General features: G+C 68.0%; 18 protein-coding genes. 10 read left to right on the forward strand and 8 right to left on the reverse strand.

The features are described from left to right. Positions 1-274 precede the first annotated feature (274 nt). Both PW843_12450 and PW843_12455 read left to right on the forward strand, forming a co-directional pair. Positions 275-1,321, forward strand: coding sequence for a patatin-like phospholipase family protein (locus tag PW843_12450; protein ID MDE1147408.1), 1,047 nt, complete (start codon positions 275-277; stop codon positions 1,319-1,321). 340 nt (positions 1,322-1,661) lie between these two features. Continuing rightward, a complete protein-coding gene (locus PW843_12455; protein ID MDE1147409.1) occupies positions 1,662-3,599 on the forward strand; it encodes a propionyl-CoA synthetase in 1,938 nt (645 codons plus the stop codon). A 271-nt stretch (positions 3,600-3,870) separates the two neighbouring features. Here PW843_12455 and PW843_12460 read toward each other — a convergent pair whose 3' ends face one another. Beyond that, positions 3,871-4,350, reverse strand: a complete 480-nt coding sequence (locus tag PW843_12460; GenBank protein MDE1147410.1) for an Hsp20 family protein — start codon at positions 4,348-4,350, stop codon at positions 3,871-3,873. A 376-nt stretch (positions 4,351-4,726) separates the two neighbouring features. On the opposite strand from PW843_12460, the gene PW843_12465 reads away from it, so the two are divergent. After that, the gene (locus tag PW843_12465; GenBank protein MDE1147411.1) at positions 4,727-5,128 is read left to right on the forward strand and encodes a DUF1465 family protein; all 402 of its coding nucleotides are present in this window, start codon (positions 4,727-4,729) and stop codon (positions 5,126-5,128) included. 268 nt (positions 5,129-5,396) lie between these two features. Here PW843_12465 and rpmE read toward each other — a convergent pair whose 3' ends face one another. Beyond that, the gene (rpmE, locus tag PW843_12470) at positions 5,397-5,618 is read right to left on the reverse strand and encodes a 50S ribosomal protein L31 (protein MDE1147412.1); all 222 of its coding nucleotides are present in this window, start codon (positions 5,616-5,618) and stop codon (positions 5,397-5,399) included. 274 nt (positions 5,619-5,892) lie between these two features. Between rpmE and PW843_12475 the strand changes: the two genes are divergently transcribed. After that, the gene (locus PW843_12475) at positions 5,893-7,698 is read left to right on the forward strand and encodes an ABC transporter transmembrane domain-containing protein (protein ID MDE1147413.1); all 1,806 of its coding nucleotides are present in this window, start codon (positions 5,893-5,895) and stop codon (positions 7,696-7,698) included. A 141-nt stretch (positions 7,699-7,839) separates the two neighbouring features. Here the strand turns inward: PW843_12475 and PW843_12480 are convergent, their stop codons facing one another. Beyond that, positions 7,840-8,442, reverse strand: coding sequence for a TetR/AcrR family transcriptional regulator (locus PW843_12480; GenBank protein MDE1147414.1), 603 nt, complete (start codon positions 8,440-8,442; stop codon positions 7,840-7,842). A 74-nt stretch (positions 8,443-8,516) separates the two neighbouring features. On the opposite strand from PW843_12480, the gene bdcA reads away from it, so the two are divergent. The 6 genes from bdcA to PW843_12510 all read left to right on the forward strand — a co-directional run bounded on the left by bdcA (position 8,517) and on the right by PW843_12510 (position 12,116). Next, entirely contained in the window at positions 8,517-9,230 is a 714-nt protein-coding gene (gene bdcA / locus PW843_12485; GenBank protein ID MDE1147415.1) for an SDR family oxidoreductase, read from the forward strand. A 16-nt stretch (positions 9,231-9,246) separates the two neighbouring features. Then, a complete protein-coding gene (locus PW843_12490; protein ID MDE1147416.1) occupies positions 9,247-9,564 on the forward strand; it encodes an EthD family reductase in 318 nt (105 codons plus the stop codon). After that, positions 9,561-10,589, forward strand: a complete 1,029-nt coding sequence (locus PW843_12495) for an alpha/beta hydrolase (protein ID MDE1147417.1) — start codon at positions 9,561-9,563, stop codon at positions 10,587-10,589. The genes PW843_12490 and PW843_12495 overlap by 4 nt, the downstream gene beginning before the upstream one ends. Continuing rightward, on the forward strand, positions 10,589-11,446 hold the full coding sequence (locus PW843_12500) for an NAD(P)-dependent oxidoreductase (GenBank protein MDE1147418.1): 858 nt from the start codon (positions 10,589-10,591) through the stop codon (positions 11,444-11,446). Before PW843_12495 ends, PW843_12500 begins: the two co-directional genes overlap by 1 nt. Positions 11,447-11,524: 78 nt before the next feature. Further along, positions 11,525-11,797: a BrnT family toxin gene (locus tag PW843_12505; GenBank protein MDE1147419.1), complete on the forward strand. Its 273-nt coding sequence runs from the start codon at positions 11,525-11,527 to the stop codon at positions 11,795-11,797. Beyond that, positions 11,763-12,116, forward strand: a complete 354-nt coding sequence (locus PW843_12510) for a helix-turn-helix domain-containing protein (GenBank protein MDE1147420.1) — start codon at positions 11,763-11,765, stop codon at positions 12,114-12,116. The genes PW843_12505 and PW843_12510 overlap by 35 nt, the downstream gene beginning before the upstream one ends. 2 nt (positions 12,117-12,118) lie before the next feature. On the opposite strand, the gene PW843_12515 is transcribed toward PW843_12510, so the two are convergent. From PW843_12515 to PW843_12535, 5 genes are all read right to left on the reverse strand, one after another. Further along, positions 12,119-12,832: an ABC transporter ATP-binding protein gene (locus tag PW843_12515; protein ID MDE1147421.1), complete on the reverse strand. Its 714-nt coding sequence runs from the start codon at positions 12,830-12,832 to the stop codon at positions 12,119-12,121. Positions 12,833-12,846: 14 nt separating this feature from the next. After that, entirely contained in the window at positions 12,847-13,683 is an 837-nt protein-coding gene (livG, locus tag PW843_12520) for a high-affinity branched-chain amino acid ABC transporter ATP-binding protein LivG (protein MDE1147422.1), read from the reverse strand. After that, complete coding sequence (gene livM / locus PW843_12525; protein ID MDE1147423.1) at positions 13,683-14,978, reverse strand: high-affinity branched-chain amino acid ABC transporter permease LivM; 1,296 nt, start codon at positions 14,976-14,978, stop codon at positions 13,683-13,685. The genes livG and livM overlap by 1 nt, the downstream gene beginning before the upstream one ends. A 10-nt stretch (positions 14,979-14,988) precedes the next feature. Continuing rightward, positions 14,989-15,921, reverse strand: a complete 933-nt coding sequence (locus PW843_12530; GenBank protein ID MDE1147424.1) for a branched-chain amino acid ABC transporter permease LivH — start codon at positions 15,919-15,921, stop codon at positions 14,989-14,991. Positions 15,922-16,015: 94 nt separating this feature from the next. Beyond that, complete coding sequence (locus tag PW843_12535) at positions 16,016-17,065, reverse strand: GNAT family N-acetyltransferase (GenBank protein MDE1147425.1); 1,050 nt, start codon at positions 17,063-17,065, stop codon at positions 16,016-16,018. Between the last annotated feature and the right edge of the window lie 5 nt (positions 17,066-17,070).

The following is a 17,070-nucleotide window of genomic DNA, read 5'->3' on the forward strand; positions in this document are numbered from 1 at the left end:
TTTCCCCAAGTCCCTAACCTAACCTTAACCCAGGATCAGCATTGTTCAAGTCGGGTTTGTCCCACTACCCGTAACGGGGTATGAAATGGCGCGCCCGAATGCCGGTGGTTGTTAACCATGACGGCGTCGGTGGAACGGCGAATTCTGTGTTTCGCCTCTGCCGGCGGGATGATTTTCTTTTGAGGGTTCAGGCGGGATGGACGGTTCTGCGGGTGGTGCGCCCAAGCGGCGGCGTGTGACAGCGGTGTCCCGGGCCCAAACCCAGGCCGAGGTCGTGCCTGTTCCTGAAATACCCGCCCGCCGCACCGTCAACCTGGCCTTGCAGGGCGGCGGATCGCACGGCGCCTTCACCTGGGGCGTGCTCGACCGCCTGCTTGAGGACGGCCGCCTGGATGTCGAGGGCATCAGCGGCACCAGCGCCGGCGCCGTCAACGGCGCTCTGCTGGCCTATGGCCTGCTGACCGGCGGGGCGGAGGAGGCGCGGGGCCTGCTGCACCGCCTGTGGCGGCGCATGGCCAAAAGCTCGGCCAACGGCCCCTTGCAGCCCACCTGGCTGGATTGGATGACCGGCGGCGGCGCGCGGCGCAACCTGGACCATTCCCCGGTCTATGCCGGGCTGGACCTGATGGTCCGCATGATGTCGCCCTACCAGTTCAACCCGCTGGGCCTCAACCCCATGCGCGACGTGCTGGACGGCCTGATCGATTTCGAGGCCCTGCGCCGCTCGGACACCATTCGCCTGTTCGTCAGCGCCACCAACGTCAACCGCGGCCAGTTGCGTGTCTTCAAGGGCCGCGACCTGTCGCTGGACGCGCTGTTGGCCTCGGCCTGCGTGCCCATCCTGTTCCAGGCGGTGGAGATTGAGGGGGAGCCGTACTGGGATGGCGGCTACATGGGCAACCCTACCCTCTATCCCCTGCTGCATGACTGTGCCGCCGCCGACATCCTGGTGGTGCAGGTGACGCCGTTGCAGCGCCCGGCCGTGCCCACGGCCCCCAGCGCCATCGTCGACCGCATGAGCGAGATCGGCTTCAACGCCACCCTGCTGCGGGAACTGAAGTCGCTGGAACTGGTGAACCGCCTGTGCGCCACCCACGGCATCGACCCGGCGGAGGGTGGGGTGCGGCCCGTCTTCCTGCACCTGGTGGAACCGGGGGCGGAGATGGCGGCCCTGGGCGTTTCCAGCAAGCTGAACGCCGACTGGGGCTTCCTGACCGATCTGCGCGACCTGGGGCGCGCGGCCGCCAGCGAATGGCTGGACCGCTGCTATCATCAGGTGGGGCGCGAAAGCAGCTTCGCGGCGGAGCGCGCGATCATCTGAGTGGCCTTATGCGCGCAGCGGAACCCCGCGCCGCTGCTCTACCCTATTGGCGGGGTGCTTGCATCACGGATGGTTCGTTGAATGAACCATATGGTTGAGCCCGATTTTGCCCGCCATGACCGGGCCTATCGCCGATGTGGCGACACCGTACGTCCCCCGGGCGCTGTCACCCCGCTCTTTAGGTGGGGTTACACGCTTGTCACTTGGTCCCCCCGCCCGAGTCGGTAGGATGGGGACAGGCGGTTGATCTGGCGCATGTTCACCCACCGACGGCATGCGCCATTATTCCACGTGCCAAGAATAAAGGGGCCCGCCATGGGGCCCCAAGGGGGGGTATGCGATGAACGGACGTTACGCGGAATCCTATCACCGCTCGCTGGACGACCCGGAAGGGTTTTGGGGGGAGGCGGCGCGGGCCATCGATTGGATCGAGCCGTGGGAACATGTGCTGGACGACCGCGCGGCGCCGCTGTTCCGCTGGTTCACCGGCGGTACGCTGAACACCTGCTGGAACGCGCTGGACCGCCATGTGGCGGCCGGCCGGGGTGACCAGGTGGCCTTGATCCATGACCGGCCCATCACCGGCACGGTGCGCAGCTACACCTACCGCGAGCTTCTGGACCTGACGGCGCGGTGCGCCGGCCTGCTGGCGGACCAGGGGGTGGGGAAGGGCGACCGCGTCATCCTCTACATGCCCATGGTGGCCGAGGCGGTGGTGGCCATGCTGGCCTGTGCCCGGCTGGGCGCCATCCATTCCGTGGTGTTCGGCGGCTTCGCACCGCATGAACTGGCCACCCGCCTGGACGATGCCCGGCCCAAGGTGGTCATCTCCGCCTCCTGCGGAATCGAGGGGGCCCGCGTCATTCCCTACAAACCCCTGTTGGACGCGGCCATTGAGATGGCCGGCCACAAGCCCGACCGCTGCATCATCGTGCAACGGCCGCAGACGGTGGCGGCCATGCGGCCCGGCCGCGATGTCGACTGGTCGGCGGTGGAGACGGCCACGCCGCATGACTGCGTGCCGGTGGCGGCCACCGACCCGCTGTACATCCTCTACACCTCCGGCACCACGGGCCAGCCCAAGGGCGTGGTGCGCGACAATGGCGGCCACGCCGTGGCGCTGAAATGGACCATGGAGCATTTCTACGGGCTGAAACCGGGGGAGGTGTTCTGGGCCGCCAGCGACGTGGGCTGGGTGGTGGGGCACAGCTACATCGTTTATGCCCCGCTGCTGCATGGCGCCACCACCGTGCTGTACGAGGGCAAGCCCGTCGGCACGCCCGACGCCGGCGCCTTCTGGCGGGTGGTCGCGCAGCACAAGGTGAGCATGCTGTTCGTCGCCCCCACCGCCATCCGCGCCATCAAGCGCGAGGATCCGGAGGGGCTGCTGGTCAAGCATCACGACCTCAGCCATTTCCGCCTGCTGTTCCTGGCCGGTGAACGGTCGGACGGCGACACCTTGCGCTGGGCCGAATCGCACCTGAAGGTGCCGGTGATCGACAATTGGTGGCAGACGGAAACCGGCTGGCCGGTGGCGGGCAACCCGGCCGGCCTGGAACTGCTGCCGGTCAAGCATGGCTCGGTCTGCCGGCCGCTGCCGGGGTGGGACGTGCGGGTGCTGGATGTGCGCGGGCATGAGGTGGCGCCCGGCACCTTGGGCGCGGTGGCCGTGCGCCTGCCCCTGCCGCCCGGCGCCTTGCCGACGCTGTGGAACGCGCAGGAACGCTTCATCCGCAGCTATCTGTCCGACTTCCCGGGCTTCTACCAGACGTCGGACGCCGGCTACATGGATGAGGACGGCTATCTGTTCATCATGGCCCGCACTGACGACATCATCAACGTGGCCGGCCATCGACTGTCCACCGGCGCCATGGAAGAGGTGCTGGCCGATCACCCAGACGTGGCGGAATGCGCCGTCATCGGCGTGCATGACGCGCTGAAAGGGCAATTGCCCCTGGGTTTCCTGGTGCTGAAGGCGGGGGTCGACCGGCCGCATGCCGATATCGTGGCGGAGGTGGTGCGGCGGGTGCGCGAGACCATCGGGCCGGTGGCCGCCTTCCGCCAGGCGGTGGTTGTGGATCGCCTGCCCAAGACACGCTCCGGCAAAATACTGCGGGCAACCATGCAGAAGATCGCGGACAGCGAACCGTGGAAGATGCCGGCCACCATCGACGACCCGGTTATTCTGGGCGAAATTGAAACAGCCCTGGCCGATGTCGGATACGGGCAGAAAGTCTCATTGGATCAACGGCTTGATAAGCTCAGTCCCGCCGTTTGAGGTACCCCTCATGTGGCAAAATTGTGACGGTGCCTTGACCGATCTGTGCGGCTTCTTGCCAAAGTGGGTTGACTGGTCCGCGTAGCCTGCATACCGTCCGTCTCGAAGTTTGGTACGGGTTGAACGGGCGGGCAAAATCAGGCAGCCGGAAAACCGGCGCCGCTGGGAATGTGAAAGGGCCGCAGCGCAAAGCTGCGGCCCTTTCCGTTTGTGGCTCAGGTGGACGTCCCCGAGCGGTCCCCCGCCGCCCGGGACACCCGTGCAGTCCGTGTTAAGCTGCGGCCGCCTGGCCGGTGGACAGCTGGGTCGCCGCCTGGCTCAGGTTGGCGATGGGGATGTGGCGGGGCTTCAGCGTCTCCGGGACCTCACGCACCAGGTCGATGTGCAGCAGGCCGTTCTCCAGCGACGCGCCGGTCACATGGATGTGGTCGGCCAGCTGGAAGCGGCGCTCGAACGCCCGGCCCGCGATGCCACGGTGCAGGAACTGGGTCTGCTGTTCCGCCGGCTCATCCTTGCGGGACTTGCCGATGACCGTCAGCGCGTTCTCCTGCGCGACGATGTCGATCTCTTCCTGGCCGAAGCCCGCGACCGCCATGGTGATGCGGTAATTGTCCTCACCCCGCTTCTCGATGTTGTACGGGGGATAGGCGTTGCCCTGGTCCTCGGTTTTCAGCGCCGACTCCATCAGGCGGGTCAGGCGGTCGAAGCCGACGGTGGAACGAAACAGGGGGGAAAGGTCGTGACTGCGCATGATGATCCTCCGTTGAGCGATAACCCCGTTCCCCGGGCGCCGGAAGGGCCGTCCATCGGGTGGGGCTCATGTCGGCCGGGAACCCCGTATTGGGCATTCCCGCCGACGCCCTTGGAGGTGTGACGCCCGGCCCCGGATTTCAATAGGGGCTCGGATCCGGAAAAATCGGGGGAAGGACTGTCCACCGAAAGGCGAGGACATGTTTCCGAAGCCTTAAGCCTTTCGTGGCAACCTGACGCGTCGCATCCCCCGCCCAGAAGGTGACCCGTGGTCGCGCGGGTTGCGGGCGGGCGCATTTCGCCCTTAAAGTTCAGAACGGTGGCCAGGTGAGCCACCCATAAGCTGCCCCTCGGGGCCCCTTGTGAAAGGTACGTCGTTGATCGAGTCCAATGCCTTTTTCGACCGGACGTACGAAGAGACGATGGCCCTTCTGGTGGAGGCCAGGAACTATGTGGCCTTCCAGGAAGCCAAGGACCAGCGGGGCCTGCCGCCCCAGGTGCGGCTTCAGATCAGCTACGAATCCCTGCGCGTCACCAGCCGCCTGACCCAGGTCATGGCATGGCTGCTGGCCCTGAAGGCCCTGTACGCGCATGAGCTGACGGCGGACCAGGTGCTGTCGGAACAGTTCGCCCTGTCGGGCGGCGTGGTGTGCAGCGACCCCTCCGGCCCGGAAAACATGGAACTGCCCGGGGGCCTGCGCTCCCTGCTGCAACGCAGCCACAGCCTCTACATGCGGGCCGAGCGCCTGGAAGACCAGTACCGGCGCAGCGTGGCTTAGTTACGCTGTTCCCTCAGGCGCCGGCGGGCCCATCCGGGCCCTTGGCTATCCTCGCTCCGCCCTACGGTGCTCGCTGCGGGGCCGGCAGTCGCCGGCCTTCAACGGTACAAGCGCATATTTCCTAGGCCGCGACTGCGGCCGCCGGAACTTTCCGGGGAACGACTGAGGGAATACGCGAACGTGCAGGCAGCAAAAAAGAGCGCCCCGAATGTGGGACGCCCTTTTCTGAAAGCTCGTACAGCGTCGCGAGAAGTCGCGCCGCGGCTTCTTACTTCAGGCCCAGGCCCGAGAAGCGGCGGTTGAACTTCGCGATCTGGCCGCCGGTGTCGATCAGCTTCTGCACACCGGTCCAGGCCGGGTGAGACTTCGGATCGATGTCCAGGCGCAGCGTGTCGCCGGCCTTGCCCATGGTGCTCCGGGTCTTGAACGAGGTCCCGTCGGTCATCACGACGTTGATCTCATGGTAGTCCGGGTGGATGTCAGCTTTCATGATCGCCCAAGTCCCAAAACAAATCTCAAAATTGGAAGCCGCGCTTATAGCCAAAACCGGCGCTCTTATCAACAGCCGATCTCGTGCGTTTGCGGCGCGCTGCAACCATAAAGTCGCATGGCTGCGGGTTTGCGGCCGGTCGCGGTTGCCCTGGGGCCCGGGACGCATTACCTAAGCCCATGGCGCGCGCGGGGAAACCCCTTGATCCGCAAGCAAGGGGGCGCCGCCAAGCCAGGCCTTGTCAAGGCCATAACCAAGATTGGGACCTTCGCCGGTGACCGACGCCCGTACGACCGAAGCCACAAGCCCTGCCCGTAAGTCATTGCGGCCGTTGTCTTTCCTGGTGCCTTTCGTCAAGCCGTACATCTGGCATTCCGTGGGCGCCGGCGTGGCGCTGATGCTGGCGGCGGCCACCACCATCGGCATGGGCCGGGGCCTGCAGGCCGTGGTGGACCAGGGTTTCGTCACCAGCAACCCCGGCCTGCTGGACCATGCGCTGCTGGTCATGCTGGGTGTCATCCTGGTGCTGGCCGGATCGACCTATGTGCGATTTTCCCTGGTCTCCTGGGTGGGCGAACGGGTGGTGGCCGATATCAGGCGTGCGGTTTTCGACCATTTGTTGACCCTTTCCCCGGCATTTTTCGAATCGACCCGCACGGGTGAGGTGCTGTCCCGCCTGACCACCGACACCACCCTGTTGCAGACGGTGGTGGGATCGACCGTCTCCATCGCGCTGCGCAACACGCTCATGCTGCTGGGCGGCCTGATCATGCTGGCCGTCACCAGCGCCAAGCTGACGGCCCTGGTGCTGATCGTCGTGCCGCTGGTGGTGCTGCCCATCGTCGTGCTGGGCCGGTCCTTGCGCAAGCTCAGCAAGGCCAGCCAGGACCGCGTGGCCGACGTCGGCGCCCAGGTGGATGAGACGCTGGGCGGCATCCGCATCGTCCAGGCCTTCGGGCATGAGGCGCTGGAACGGGCACAGTTCGGCCAGCGGGTGGAGGATGCCTTCGGCACCGCCGTGCGCCGCATCCGCGTGCGGGCCCTGATGGCCATGATCATCATCTCGCTGGTGATGGGCGCCATCGGCGTCATCCTGTGGATCGGCGGCCACGACGTGCTGGCCGGCCGCATCTCCGCCGGCCAGTTGTCGGCCTTCATCTTCTATTCCGTCATGGTGGCGGGATCGGTCGGCGCCATCTCGGAAGTGACGGGGGAGTTGCAGCGCGCCGCCGGCGCCATGGAACGGCTGGTGGACCTGCTGGAAACCCGCTCCGATGTCGTGGCCCCGGCCAACCCGGTTCCCCTGCCGGCCACGCCCCTGGGTACCGTGGCGTTCGAGGGGGTGCGTTTCCATTACCCGGCCCGCCCCGACTACGCCGCCCTGGAAGGGCTGGACCTGACGGTGGCGCCGGGTGAGACCGTGGCCATCGTCGGCCCCAGCGGTGCTGGCAAGACCACCCTGTTCCAGCTGCTGCTGCGTTTCTACGATCCCCAGGGCGGCCGCGTGCTGGTGGACGGTGTGGACGTGCGCGCGGCCGACCCGGCGGCGGTGCGCGCCCGCCTGGGCATCGTCCCGCAGGAGGCGGTGATCTTCTCCACGAATGCGCGGGAGAACATCCGCTACGGCCGGCCCGAGGCCAGTGACGAGGAAGTGCGCGCCGCCGCCCACGCCGCCCATGCGCTGGACTTCCTGGAGGCCCTGCCCGAGGGCCTGGACACCTATCTGGGGGAGAAGGGCGTGCGCTTGTCCGGCGGCCAGCGCCAGCGCATCGCCATCGCCCGCGCCATCCTGCGCAACCCGAAGATCTTGCTGCTGGATGAGGCGACCTCCGCCCTGGACGCGCAGAGCGAACGGGCGGTGCAGCAGGCGCTGGAAACCCTGATGAAGGACCGCACCACCCTGATCATCGCCCACCGCCTGGCCACCGTGCTGAACGCCGACCGCATCATCGTCCTGGAAAAGGGCCAGATCGTCGCCAGCGGCCGGCATGAGGACCTGATCCGCCAGGGCGGCCTCTACGCCCGTCTGGCCGCCCTGCAGTTCGACGCCGCCAAGGGGATCGGCGACGCGGCGGAATAATACCAGCGGCACGAGTGACTCGTGCCGCTGTAGGACGCGACGGCGTCCGCCGGAAGTTTCCGGGGAACGCAGTGGACCGGAAACTGAGGAAGCCAAGGGCGCGGATGCGCCTGCCCGGCGCTTGAGGGGTATAGTAGGGGTTCAGCCCAGCAGCGTGCCCAGCCCTGCCGTCGTGACCCGCGCCACGGCGACCAGCCGCTCCACATTCCAGCCTTCGCGCGCGCCGGCTGACAGGCCGGACATGGTGGTCACCACCATGTCGGTGGCCGTGTCGGCGGTCTCAGGGTGCGTCCGGCCGATGAAGGCGCGGATGGCGGCCCGCTTGCGCCCGGCCGTCTGCCGCGCCAGCGCCAGGCTTTCCGCGTCGCCGGTGCCGCGCACCGCCTCCAGCACCAGGCAGCCGGGCCGGGCGGGATCGGCCGCGTAGGTCCGCGCCGCCTGGTCCAGCAGGGTCGCCAGGGCCTCTATCGGCGGCCGGCCGGGCTGGAGGATCTCATCCAGCGGCAGGGTGGCGGCCGCGTACCGCTCCAGCACCCGACCGAAGAAGGCCGCCTTGCTGCCGAACGCCGCGTAGAAGCTGGGCGGCTTGATGCCCAGCGCCTGGGTCAATGCCGCCAGGCCCACCCCCTCATAACCATGGGCATGGAACAGCGCCTGTCCGATGGCCAGCGCGCCCTCCGGATCAAAGGTGCGGGGACGGCCCCGGCCCTGGGGCGCGTCGGCGGATAATAAATTAGCGCTCACTATAAAAATCCTTGCGGCCCGTCGTCTTGGCGATTTATATAGCGATCACTCAATAAGTCGCAAGGGTGATGGATATGAGGGTTTTCCAGGGCAAGAAGGTCATGGTCATCGGCGGCAGCCGGGGGATCGGCGCCGCCATCGTGGCCCGGTTCGCGGGGGAGGGGGCCGACGTGCTGTTCACCTATGCCGGCTCGACGGATGCCGCCGGGACGGTGGCGGCTGAAACCGGCGCCACGGCCCTGTGCGTCGATGCCGCCGACCGGGCCGCCATGCAGGGGGCCATCGCCGCCGCCGGCCCCATCGACATCTTCGTCTTCAACGCTGGCCTGTTTGTCGCGGGCGATCCATTGGAACTGGATGCGGACGCGGTCGATCGCATGATCGACGTCAACGTGCGTGCGGCCTATCACGCCGCCGTGGCGGCGGCCCGCACCATGCCCCAGGGCGGCCGTATCCTGTTCGTCGGCTCCGTCAACGGCGACCGCGTGCCGTTCGCGGGCCTCGCCGCCTACGCCATGACCAAGTCGGCGCTCCAGGGCCTGGCGCGTGGTCTGGCCCGTGATTTCGGGCCCCTGGGCATCACCGTGAACGTGATCCAGCCGGGCCCCACCGACACCGACATGAACCCGGCCGATGGGCCGCTGGCCGGCCAGATGCACGGCGTCATGGCCATCAAGCGCCATGGCACGGCCGGGGAGGTCGCGGGCCTGGCCGCCTTCCTGGCGGGGGCCGACGCCGGCGGCATCACCGGCGCCCTGCACACCATCGATGGCGGCTTCGGCGCCTGAATAAGGGAGTTCCCAAATGAGCGATGACGAAAGCGGCGTGGTCATCTACGTCACCTACACCGGCACGCCGGACGCGCGGTTCGACCGCGCCTATTATGTCGACCACCACCTGCCGCTGGTGTTGCGGGCGTGGGCGCAATACGGCCTGACCAGCGTGGCCGCCTTCTATCCGGCGGTGGATGCGGCGGGTACCCTCGCCATCTGCGAATGCCGTTTCCGGGACGCGGCGGCGGTGGCCGCCGCCTTCGCCTCACCGGAGGTGCCCGAGGTGATGGCGGATGTGGCCCGTTTCACCGACCTGACGCCCAGCCGCGTGCGGGCGGTGGCGTTATGAGCGGGACGACGATGCCGTTCTGGCGCGATGTGGCGCCCCGCACCGTCCGCCGGGGCCATTTCTGGATCGCCGGCGATCGCGTCCAACTGGACGGGCGCACCTATCAGCGCGGTCCCATGTTCGTGGAGTGGGAGGCACCGGAGCAGGTCACCCAGCCCTGGCCTGTCATCCTCATGCATGGCGGCGGCTTCCAGGGCACGGAGTGGTTCGAGACGCCGGACGGGCGGCCCGGCTGGGCCCAGCGCCTGGTGGAGGCCGGCTACGCCGTGCTGGTGGTCGACCGGCCGGGCCACGGCCGCGCCCCCTTTCATACCGCGACCTTGGGCGCCATGGGCCCGCCCTTCTCCTACGAAGGGGGCCGCCAGATCTATTTCCCGGCGGGGGCCGCCGAGGCGCACACGCAATGGCCGTTTGCGCCGGATGACGAGGCCGCGATGGATGAATTCATCGCCGGTTACGGCCCGCTGCCGGCCGATCTGGAACTGTCGCAGACCCTGGACGCGGACCGCACGGCGGCCCTGCTGGACCGCGTCGGGCCGGCCATCCTGCTGACCCATTCCGCCTCCGGCCCCGCCGGCTGGTTGATCGCCGACCGGCGCCCGGGCCTGGTCGTCGCCATCGTGGCGGTGGAGCCGATGGGCCCGCCCTTCGCCGACATCCCCAACATCGGCCCCATGAGCTGGGGGCCGGCGGCGGCCCCCTTGCGGTTCGAACCACCGGTGACGGACCCGGCGCAGGTGCGCGACGTCGCCCCCGGCCAACTGCGCCTGCCGGCGCTGGCGGGCCTGCCCATCCTGATCGTCACGGCCGGGGCATCGGCCTTCGCCGCGGCCAGCCCGCCGACGGCCGATTTCCTGAACGCCGCCGGTGCCTCCGCCCAACTGATGCACCTGCCCGATCATGGTGTGCACGGCAACGGCCACGGCCTGATCTATGAGAGGAACTCCGACGCGGCGCTGGCGCCGGTGCTGGCCTGGCTGGGCCGGCACGCGTCCGACCCGGCGGACAGGGAAGGAGGGGTCTGATGGATATCGGCTTCATCGGTCTGGGCCGCATGGGGACGGCGATGGCGCGCAACCTGGCGGCGGCGGGCCATGCCGTCTGCGCCTGGAACCGCAGCCCCGTGGCCCCCGACGCGGTGCCGGGCATGACCATCGCCGCCACCCCGGCGGCGGCGTTCGACGCGGACATCGTCTTCACCATGCTGTCGGATGATGCGGCCATCCGCGCGGTGGTGCTGGACGGCGGTGCGTTGGGCCAGGCACGCCCCAGCGTGGTTCACATCGTGTCGGCCACCATCTCCGTGGCCTTCGCCGATGAACTGGCGGCCTGGCATGCCGACCGGGGCATCGCCTACCTCTCCGCCCCCGTCTTCGGCCGGCCGGAAGTGGCGGCCGCCGCCAAGCTGAACTTCATGGTGGCGGGCGACGCGAACGCCATCGCCAAGGTCCGCCCCGTCCTGGACATCCTGGGCCAGCGCGTCTTCGTCATGGGCGAAAACCCGGCCCAGGCCAACGCCGCCAAGGTGGCCGGCAACATGATGATCGCCATGGCCATCGAGGCGCTGGCGGAAGGGGTGGCGATCACCCGCGCGCAGGGGGTGGAACCGGCGGCGTTCATCGACCTGATGACCACCACGCTATTCGGCTGCCGCGCCTATGAGAACTACGGCGGCAAGATCCTGGCCGGCGATTACGAGGCTGGGTTCCGCCTGGCCCTGGGCCTGAAAGACCTGCGCCTGGCTACCGCCGCCGGTGAGGCGTCAGGCAAGGCACTACCGATGCTGGACGCCGTGCGCGCCCAGATGCAAGCGGCGAGCGAGGCCGGCATGGGCGACCGTGACTGGTCGGCGATGGCGGACTTCACGCTGGGTGCGCGCTGATCCCACTGATCGGGATTGCTGCGGGCTTGACCAAACTACGGCTTAGCCGTAGTCTTGTTCTGTCTTGCAGGGGGCGCCATGTATCAGTGGGACGAGCAAAAGGCCGCCATCAATTTCGCCAAGCATGGCGTGCGATTTGAGGAGGCCCAGGCCGTCTTCAACGATCCATTCGCGCTTGAATGGACTGATGAACGTGAAGACTATGGTGAAGAGCGCTTCATCATCATCGGTATGGCGGAAGGCCGCCTGTTTTGCGTCGTCTATACGCTGCGGAATGACAATATCCGCATTATCTCCGCCAGAGGAGCCGAGCCCCATGAGCGCCGACGATACCACGGCGAAAACGCCTGACCCCGACGCTGCCCCTTTCGCGCGCTTCGACGCGATGTCGGAGGAGGAGCGTCACCAGGCGGCGCTGAGCGACCCGGACGCCCGTCCGTTGACGCCCGAGGACATGTCCCGCATGCGCCGGGTGCCGCAGGTGCGGACGATGCGCCGGGCGCTGGGGCTGACGCAGGAGGAGTTCGCCGCGCGCTTCCAGGTGCCCATCGGCACGCTGCGCGACTGGGAGCAGGGCCGGAAGGAACCGGATGCCACGGCGAAAGCCTATCTGCGGGTGATCGCCAAGAATCCCGACTTCGTCCAGGAAGCACTCAAGCGGACCGCCTGAGCTTAATGCGCCCCGCCCTCAAGGTAAGCCGCGCGCACCTGCTCATTCGCCAGCAGCTCACGGCCTGAACCCGTCAGCACCACCTCGCCCTGGGCCAGGACGTAGGCGCGGTGGGCCAGCTTGAGGGCGTGGTAGGCGTTCTGTTCCACCAGCAGGATGGTCATGCCGCGCTCGCGGTTCAGCTGTTCGATCACCTGGAAGATCTGGCGGATGATCAGCGGGGCCAGGCCCAGGGAGGGTTCGTCCAGCAGCAGCACGCGCGGCCGGCTCATCAGCGCGCGGGAGATGGCCAGCATCTGCTGCTCCCCGCCCGACAGGGTGCCGGCGCGCTGGGCCTGGCGCTTTTCCAGGATGGGGAACAGCCGGTAGGCGGTGGCCAGATCCTCGGCGAAGTGTTTGGGGTCGGCCAGGGTGGCGCCCAGTTGCAGGTTTTCCAGCACCGTCATGCGCGGGAAGATGCGCCGACCCTCCGGCACCTGGGCGATGCCGGATGCGGCGATCTGGTGCGGGGCCGCCCCCACCAGGTTGCGGCCGTCGAACAGGATTTGGCCCTGACGCGCCACCGGCTGGCCGCAGATGGTCATCAGCAGGGTGGACTTGCCGGCCCCGTTGGCGCCGATCAGGGTGACGATCTCCCCCTCGTTCACCGTGACGTTGACACCGCGGAGCGCGTGCACGGGGCCGTAGCTGGCGTGCACGTCGGACAGTTGCAGGATGGGGGCGCCGGTCATCACACCGCCCCCGCGCCGGCGGCCGGCACATCGTCGCTGTCGGGTTCGCCCAGATAGGCCTTGATCACCCGGTCGTCGCTGCGGATCTCGGCCGGGGTGCCGGCGGCGATGCGCGCACCGTGGTCGACGACGAAGATGCGGTCGGAAATGTCCATGACCAGGCCCATGTCATGTTCGATCAGCAGGATGCCGATGCCGTGTTCGGCGCGGATGCCGGCCAGCAGATCGGCCAGGGCCCGCGTCTCACGCGGGTTCAGGCCGGCGGCCGGCTCATCCAGGCACAGCAGCAGGGGGTTGGTGCTCATGGCGCGGGCGATCTCCACCCGGCGCTGCATGCCGTAGGACAGGGTGCCCGCCTCCTCATCCGCCACGGCCAGCAGGTCCAGCCGGCGCAGCCAGTCGTGCGCCGTCTCCACCGCCTGTTCCTCCGCCGCGCGCCAGCCCTTGAGGTTCAGCAATCCGGCGATGGACAGGACGGACTTGCGCATCAGCACGCGATGCTGCGCCACCAGCAGGTTTTCCAGCACGGTCATGCTGGGGAACAGGCGGATGTTCTGGAAGGTGCGGACCACGCCGGCCCGTGCCACGCCATAACCCTTCAGCTTCTGCAACTCCACGCCCCCGCGCCGGGGATGGCGCAACAGCAGGCGGCCGGATGTCGGTTTGTAGAAACCGGTCAGGCAGTTGAAGATGGTGGTCTTGCCCGCCCCATTGGGGCCGATCAATGCTGTGATCTGGTTGGCCTGGGCCGTCAGGTCGACATGGTCCACGGCCAGCAGGCCGCCGAAACGCATGGTCAGGCCCTGGACGTCCAATAAAGGTTCGGTCCCGGTCATCACGCGACCTCCGCCACGGGCTTTTTGCGCGATGACAACCGGATGGTGGGGCTGCGGCCGGATATCAGGCCGCCGGGCCGCCAGATCATGATCAGGATCATGGCCACGCCGAAGGCCAGCATGCGGTAGTCGGCGAAGCCGCGCGCCAGTTCGGGCAGCACGACGATGAACAAGGCGGCGATGATCACGCCCGCCTGGCTGCCCATGCCGCCCAGCACGACGATGGCCAGGATGGTGGCCGATTCCATGAAGCCGAAGCTTTCGGGACTGACGAAGCCCTGGCGCGCCGCGAAGCAGCAGCCGGCCAGGCCGCCCATCAGGGCGCCGGTGGCGTAGGCCGAGACCTTCACCATGGTGGGGTTGATGCCCAGCGATCGGCAGGCGATCTCATCTTCGCGCAGCGCCTCCCACGCGCGGCCGATGGGCAGGCGGCGCAGGCGCGCCACGCCATAGGCCGCCAGGGCCGTCAGCGCCAGGATGACGAGGTAGAGGAAGATCAGCCGCTGTTCCGGGGCGTAGGCGATGCCCGTCACCTCACTGAACGTGTGGCCGCCGTCCGGCGCGCGGCGGTCGAAGGTCAGGCCGAACAGGGTGGGCCGGGCGATGCCGGACACGCCGTTGGGCCCGCCGGTCAGGCCCTGCCAGTTCAGGATGACGATGCGGGTGATCTCACCAAAGCCCAGGGTGACGATGGCCAGGTAGTCGCCGCGCAGCCGCAGGATGGGCAGGGACAGCAGGGCGGCGAACAGGCTGGACGCCACCCCGCCGGCCAGCAGCGCCGGCCAGAAACCCCAATGCAGCTGCGTCGTGGTCAGGGCGCAGGTATAGGCGCCGATGGCGTAGAAGGCGGCGAATCCCAGATCCAGCAAACCCGCCAGGCCGACCGTGATGCTGAGTCCCGTGGCCAGCAGCACGTAGATCATGGCGTTGGTGCCCAGGTCGATGATGTAGCGGTTGGCGAAGGGCAGGAAGGGCAGGATGGCGGCGGCCAGCACCAGCAGGGGGCCGCCATAGGGCCGGAACCGTTGCGCGCCGGCCGGCGGGCGCCAAGCGGCCACCGGGGCCAGCGCGTGGCGCAACGGGGCCGCCAGCAATCCTGCAGCCAGGCGGCCGATGAAGACGATCAGGCCCGCCAGCGGCACATAGGACAGGCGGGTGTCCACCACCAGGCCCTGGTCCAGGTTGATGGTGCGCAGGCCCAGGAAGGGTACCGCCAGCGCCATGGCGATCAGGGCGGCGATGCCGCATTCGCGCAGGCGCTGGGTCAGGGGGATGGCGTGGGTGGGGATGGTCATGGCGATGCCCTCACACCTTCTCGATGTCGGGGCGGCCCAGCAGGCCCGAAGGGCGGACCACCAGCACCAGGATCAGGATGGAAAACGCCGCCACGTCCTTGTAGGCGCTGGAGACGTATCCCGAAAAGAACGCCTCGATCAGGCCGATCAGCAATCCCCCCAGCATGGCGCCCGGCAGGCTGCCGATGCCGCCCAGCACGGCGGCGGTGAAGGCCTTCATACCGGCCAGGAAGCCGATGTAGAAATCGATGACGCCGTAATAGAGCGTGACCATCACGCCGGCCACCGCCGCCAGTGCGGCCCCCAGCACGAAGGTGAGGGAGATGGTGCGGTCGACATTGATGCCCAGCAAGGCCGCCATGGTGCGGTCCTGCTCACACGCCCGCTGGGCGCGGCCCAGCGCGGTGCGGTTGATCACCAGCGTGAACCCGGCCATCAGCGCCACCGTCAGCAGGATGATGAACAGCTGGATGTTGGTGATGCCCAGGTTGAAGTCGCCGTCATGCCACAGGGTGATGCCGCCCGTCATGACCGGGGGCAGCGATTTGGAACGCGCGCCCTGCGTCAGCATGACGAAGTTCTGCAGGGCGATGGACATGCCGATGGCGGAGATGAAGGGCGCCAGCTTGGGCGCCTGGCGCAGGGGGCGATAGGCCACCCGCTCGATCGACCAGCCGTAGACGGCGGTGAAACTGCACGACACCGCCAGCACGATGACCAGGGCCAGCGCCACCGAGGTGACGCCCATTCCCAGCAGGATGGTGAAGGTGGTGACGGCGATGAAGGCGCCGATCATGTAAATCTCGCCATGGGCGAAATTGATCATGCGGATGATGCCGTACACCATGGTGTAGCCGATGGCGATCAGTCCGTAGATGGCACCCAGGGTCAGGCCGTTGATCAGATGCTGAAGAAACGTGCCGATAGCCAGCGTGAAACCCATTGCGCCTTAACCGCCCCCGTCTGATGCCCCAATCCCCCGTGGGGCCAGCGGCGACCTTACCCATACATCCCGGGCGGCGGCAAGGCGGGGTGGCCTAAAATCCAGTCTTCACGACATTTTTCACCAAGGGACACATCGGATTTACCGGTTCAGGCCAGTACTTTCTCCAGGCAGGCCGACCGGGAATGGCCGCCGTACGGCCCGTAATTCTCCCGCACCTCGCATACCCATGGCGCTGGTAGAAGGCCACGGCACGGGTATTGGCCCAGCGCGTTTCCAGCACCAGGGTGCCATAGTCCAGGACCCGCGCCCGCTTCTCCAGGAAGCGCAGCACGGCCCCGCCGGCCCCGCTGCCGGGTTCGGCGTACATGCGTTTGACCTCCGCCGTGCCGGGCAGGTCCGGCAGCGGCCGGATGGCGCCGCAGCCCACCACGCGGCCATCACGCCAGGCCAGCGCGAAGACCGACCCTTCCGGCGTCCAATCGGCGAAGCCAGCGCGGCCATCACTGCCGTAGCGGGCGCCCAGCATGTCGGACAGGATGTCCATCAGGCGCACGGCTTCGGGGTGCGTGGGCGTGGCCGCTGTCACCGTCACGTCGGCGGGCGGTTCAGGTGCCGTCGTCCCGGGTGCCAGCAGTTTCATCATGAAGGTGGTGGTCAGCAGGCTGCCGCCGGTGTGGCGGGCGTATTCCGGCACCTCGCCGACGATCTCGAAACCCACGGAACGATAGAGCGCGCGGCCCTCCACGCTGCCGGTGTCCAGCAGCAGCAGGGTGCGTCCCTCCCGCCGGGCCAGGGTCTCGGCGGCGGTCATCAGGGCGCGTCCGATGCCGCGCTGGCGGGCGTCGGGGTGGACCAGCATCTTGGCGACCTCCGCCCGGTGCGATCCGTTGGCGGGGTTGGCCAACAGCAATTGCACCGTGCCCACCAGCCGTCCCCCCTCCCACGCGCCCATCAGGCGCCGCGCCCCGCTTTCCAGGCCGGGGCGTAGTCCCTGGAAGAAGGCGGCGGCCTCCTCGATCATGAAGGGCGTCAGGAAACCGACGCTGGCCCCGCCCAGGACGCAAGCGTGCAGGATGGCGGCCAGGCCATCGCAATGGCGGTCCAACGCGGCGGCGGTGATCTCTTGGATGGTGACGGTCATGGGGG

This window comes from Azospirillaceae bacterium (assembly GCA_028283825.1).
In the GTDB taxonomy this organism is placed as follows: domain Bacteria; phylum Pseudomonadota; class Alphaproteobacteria; order Azospirillales; family Azospirillaceae; genus Nitrospirillum.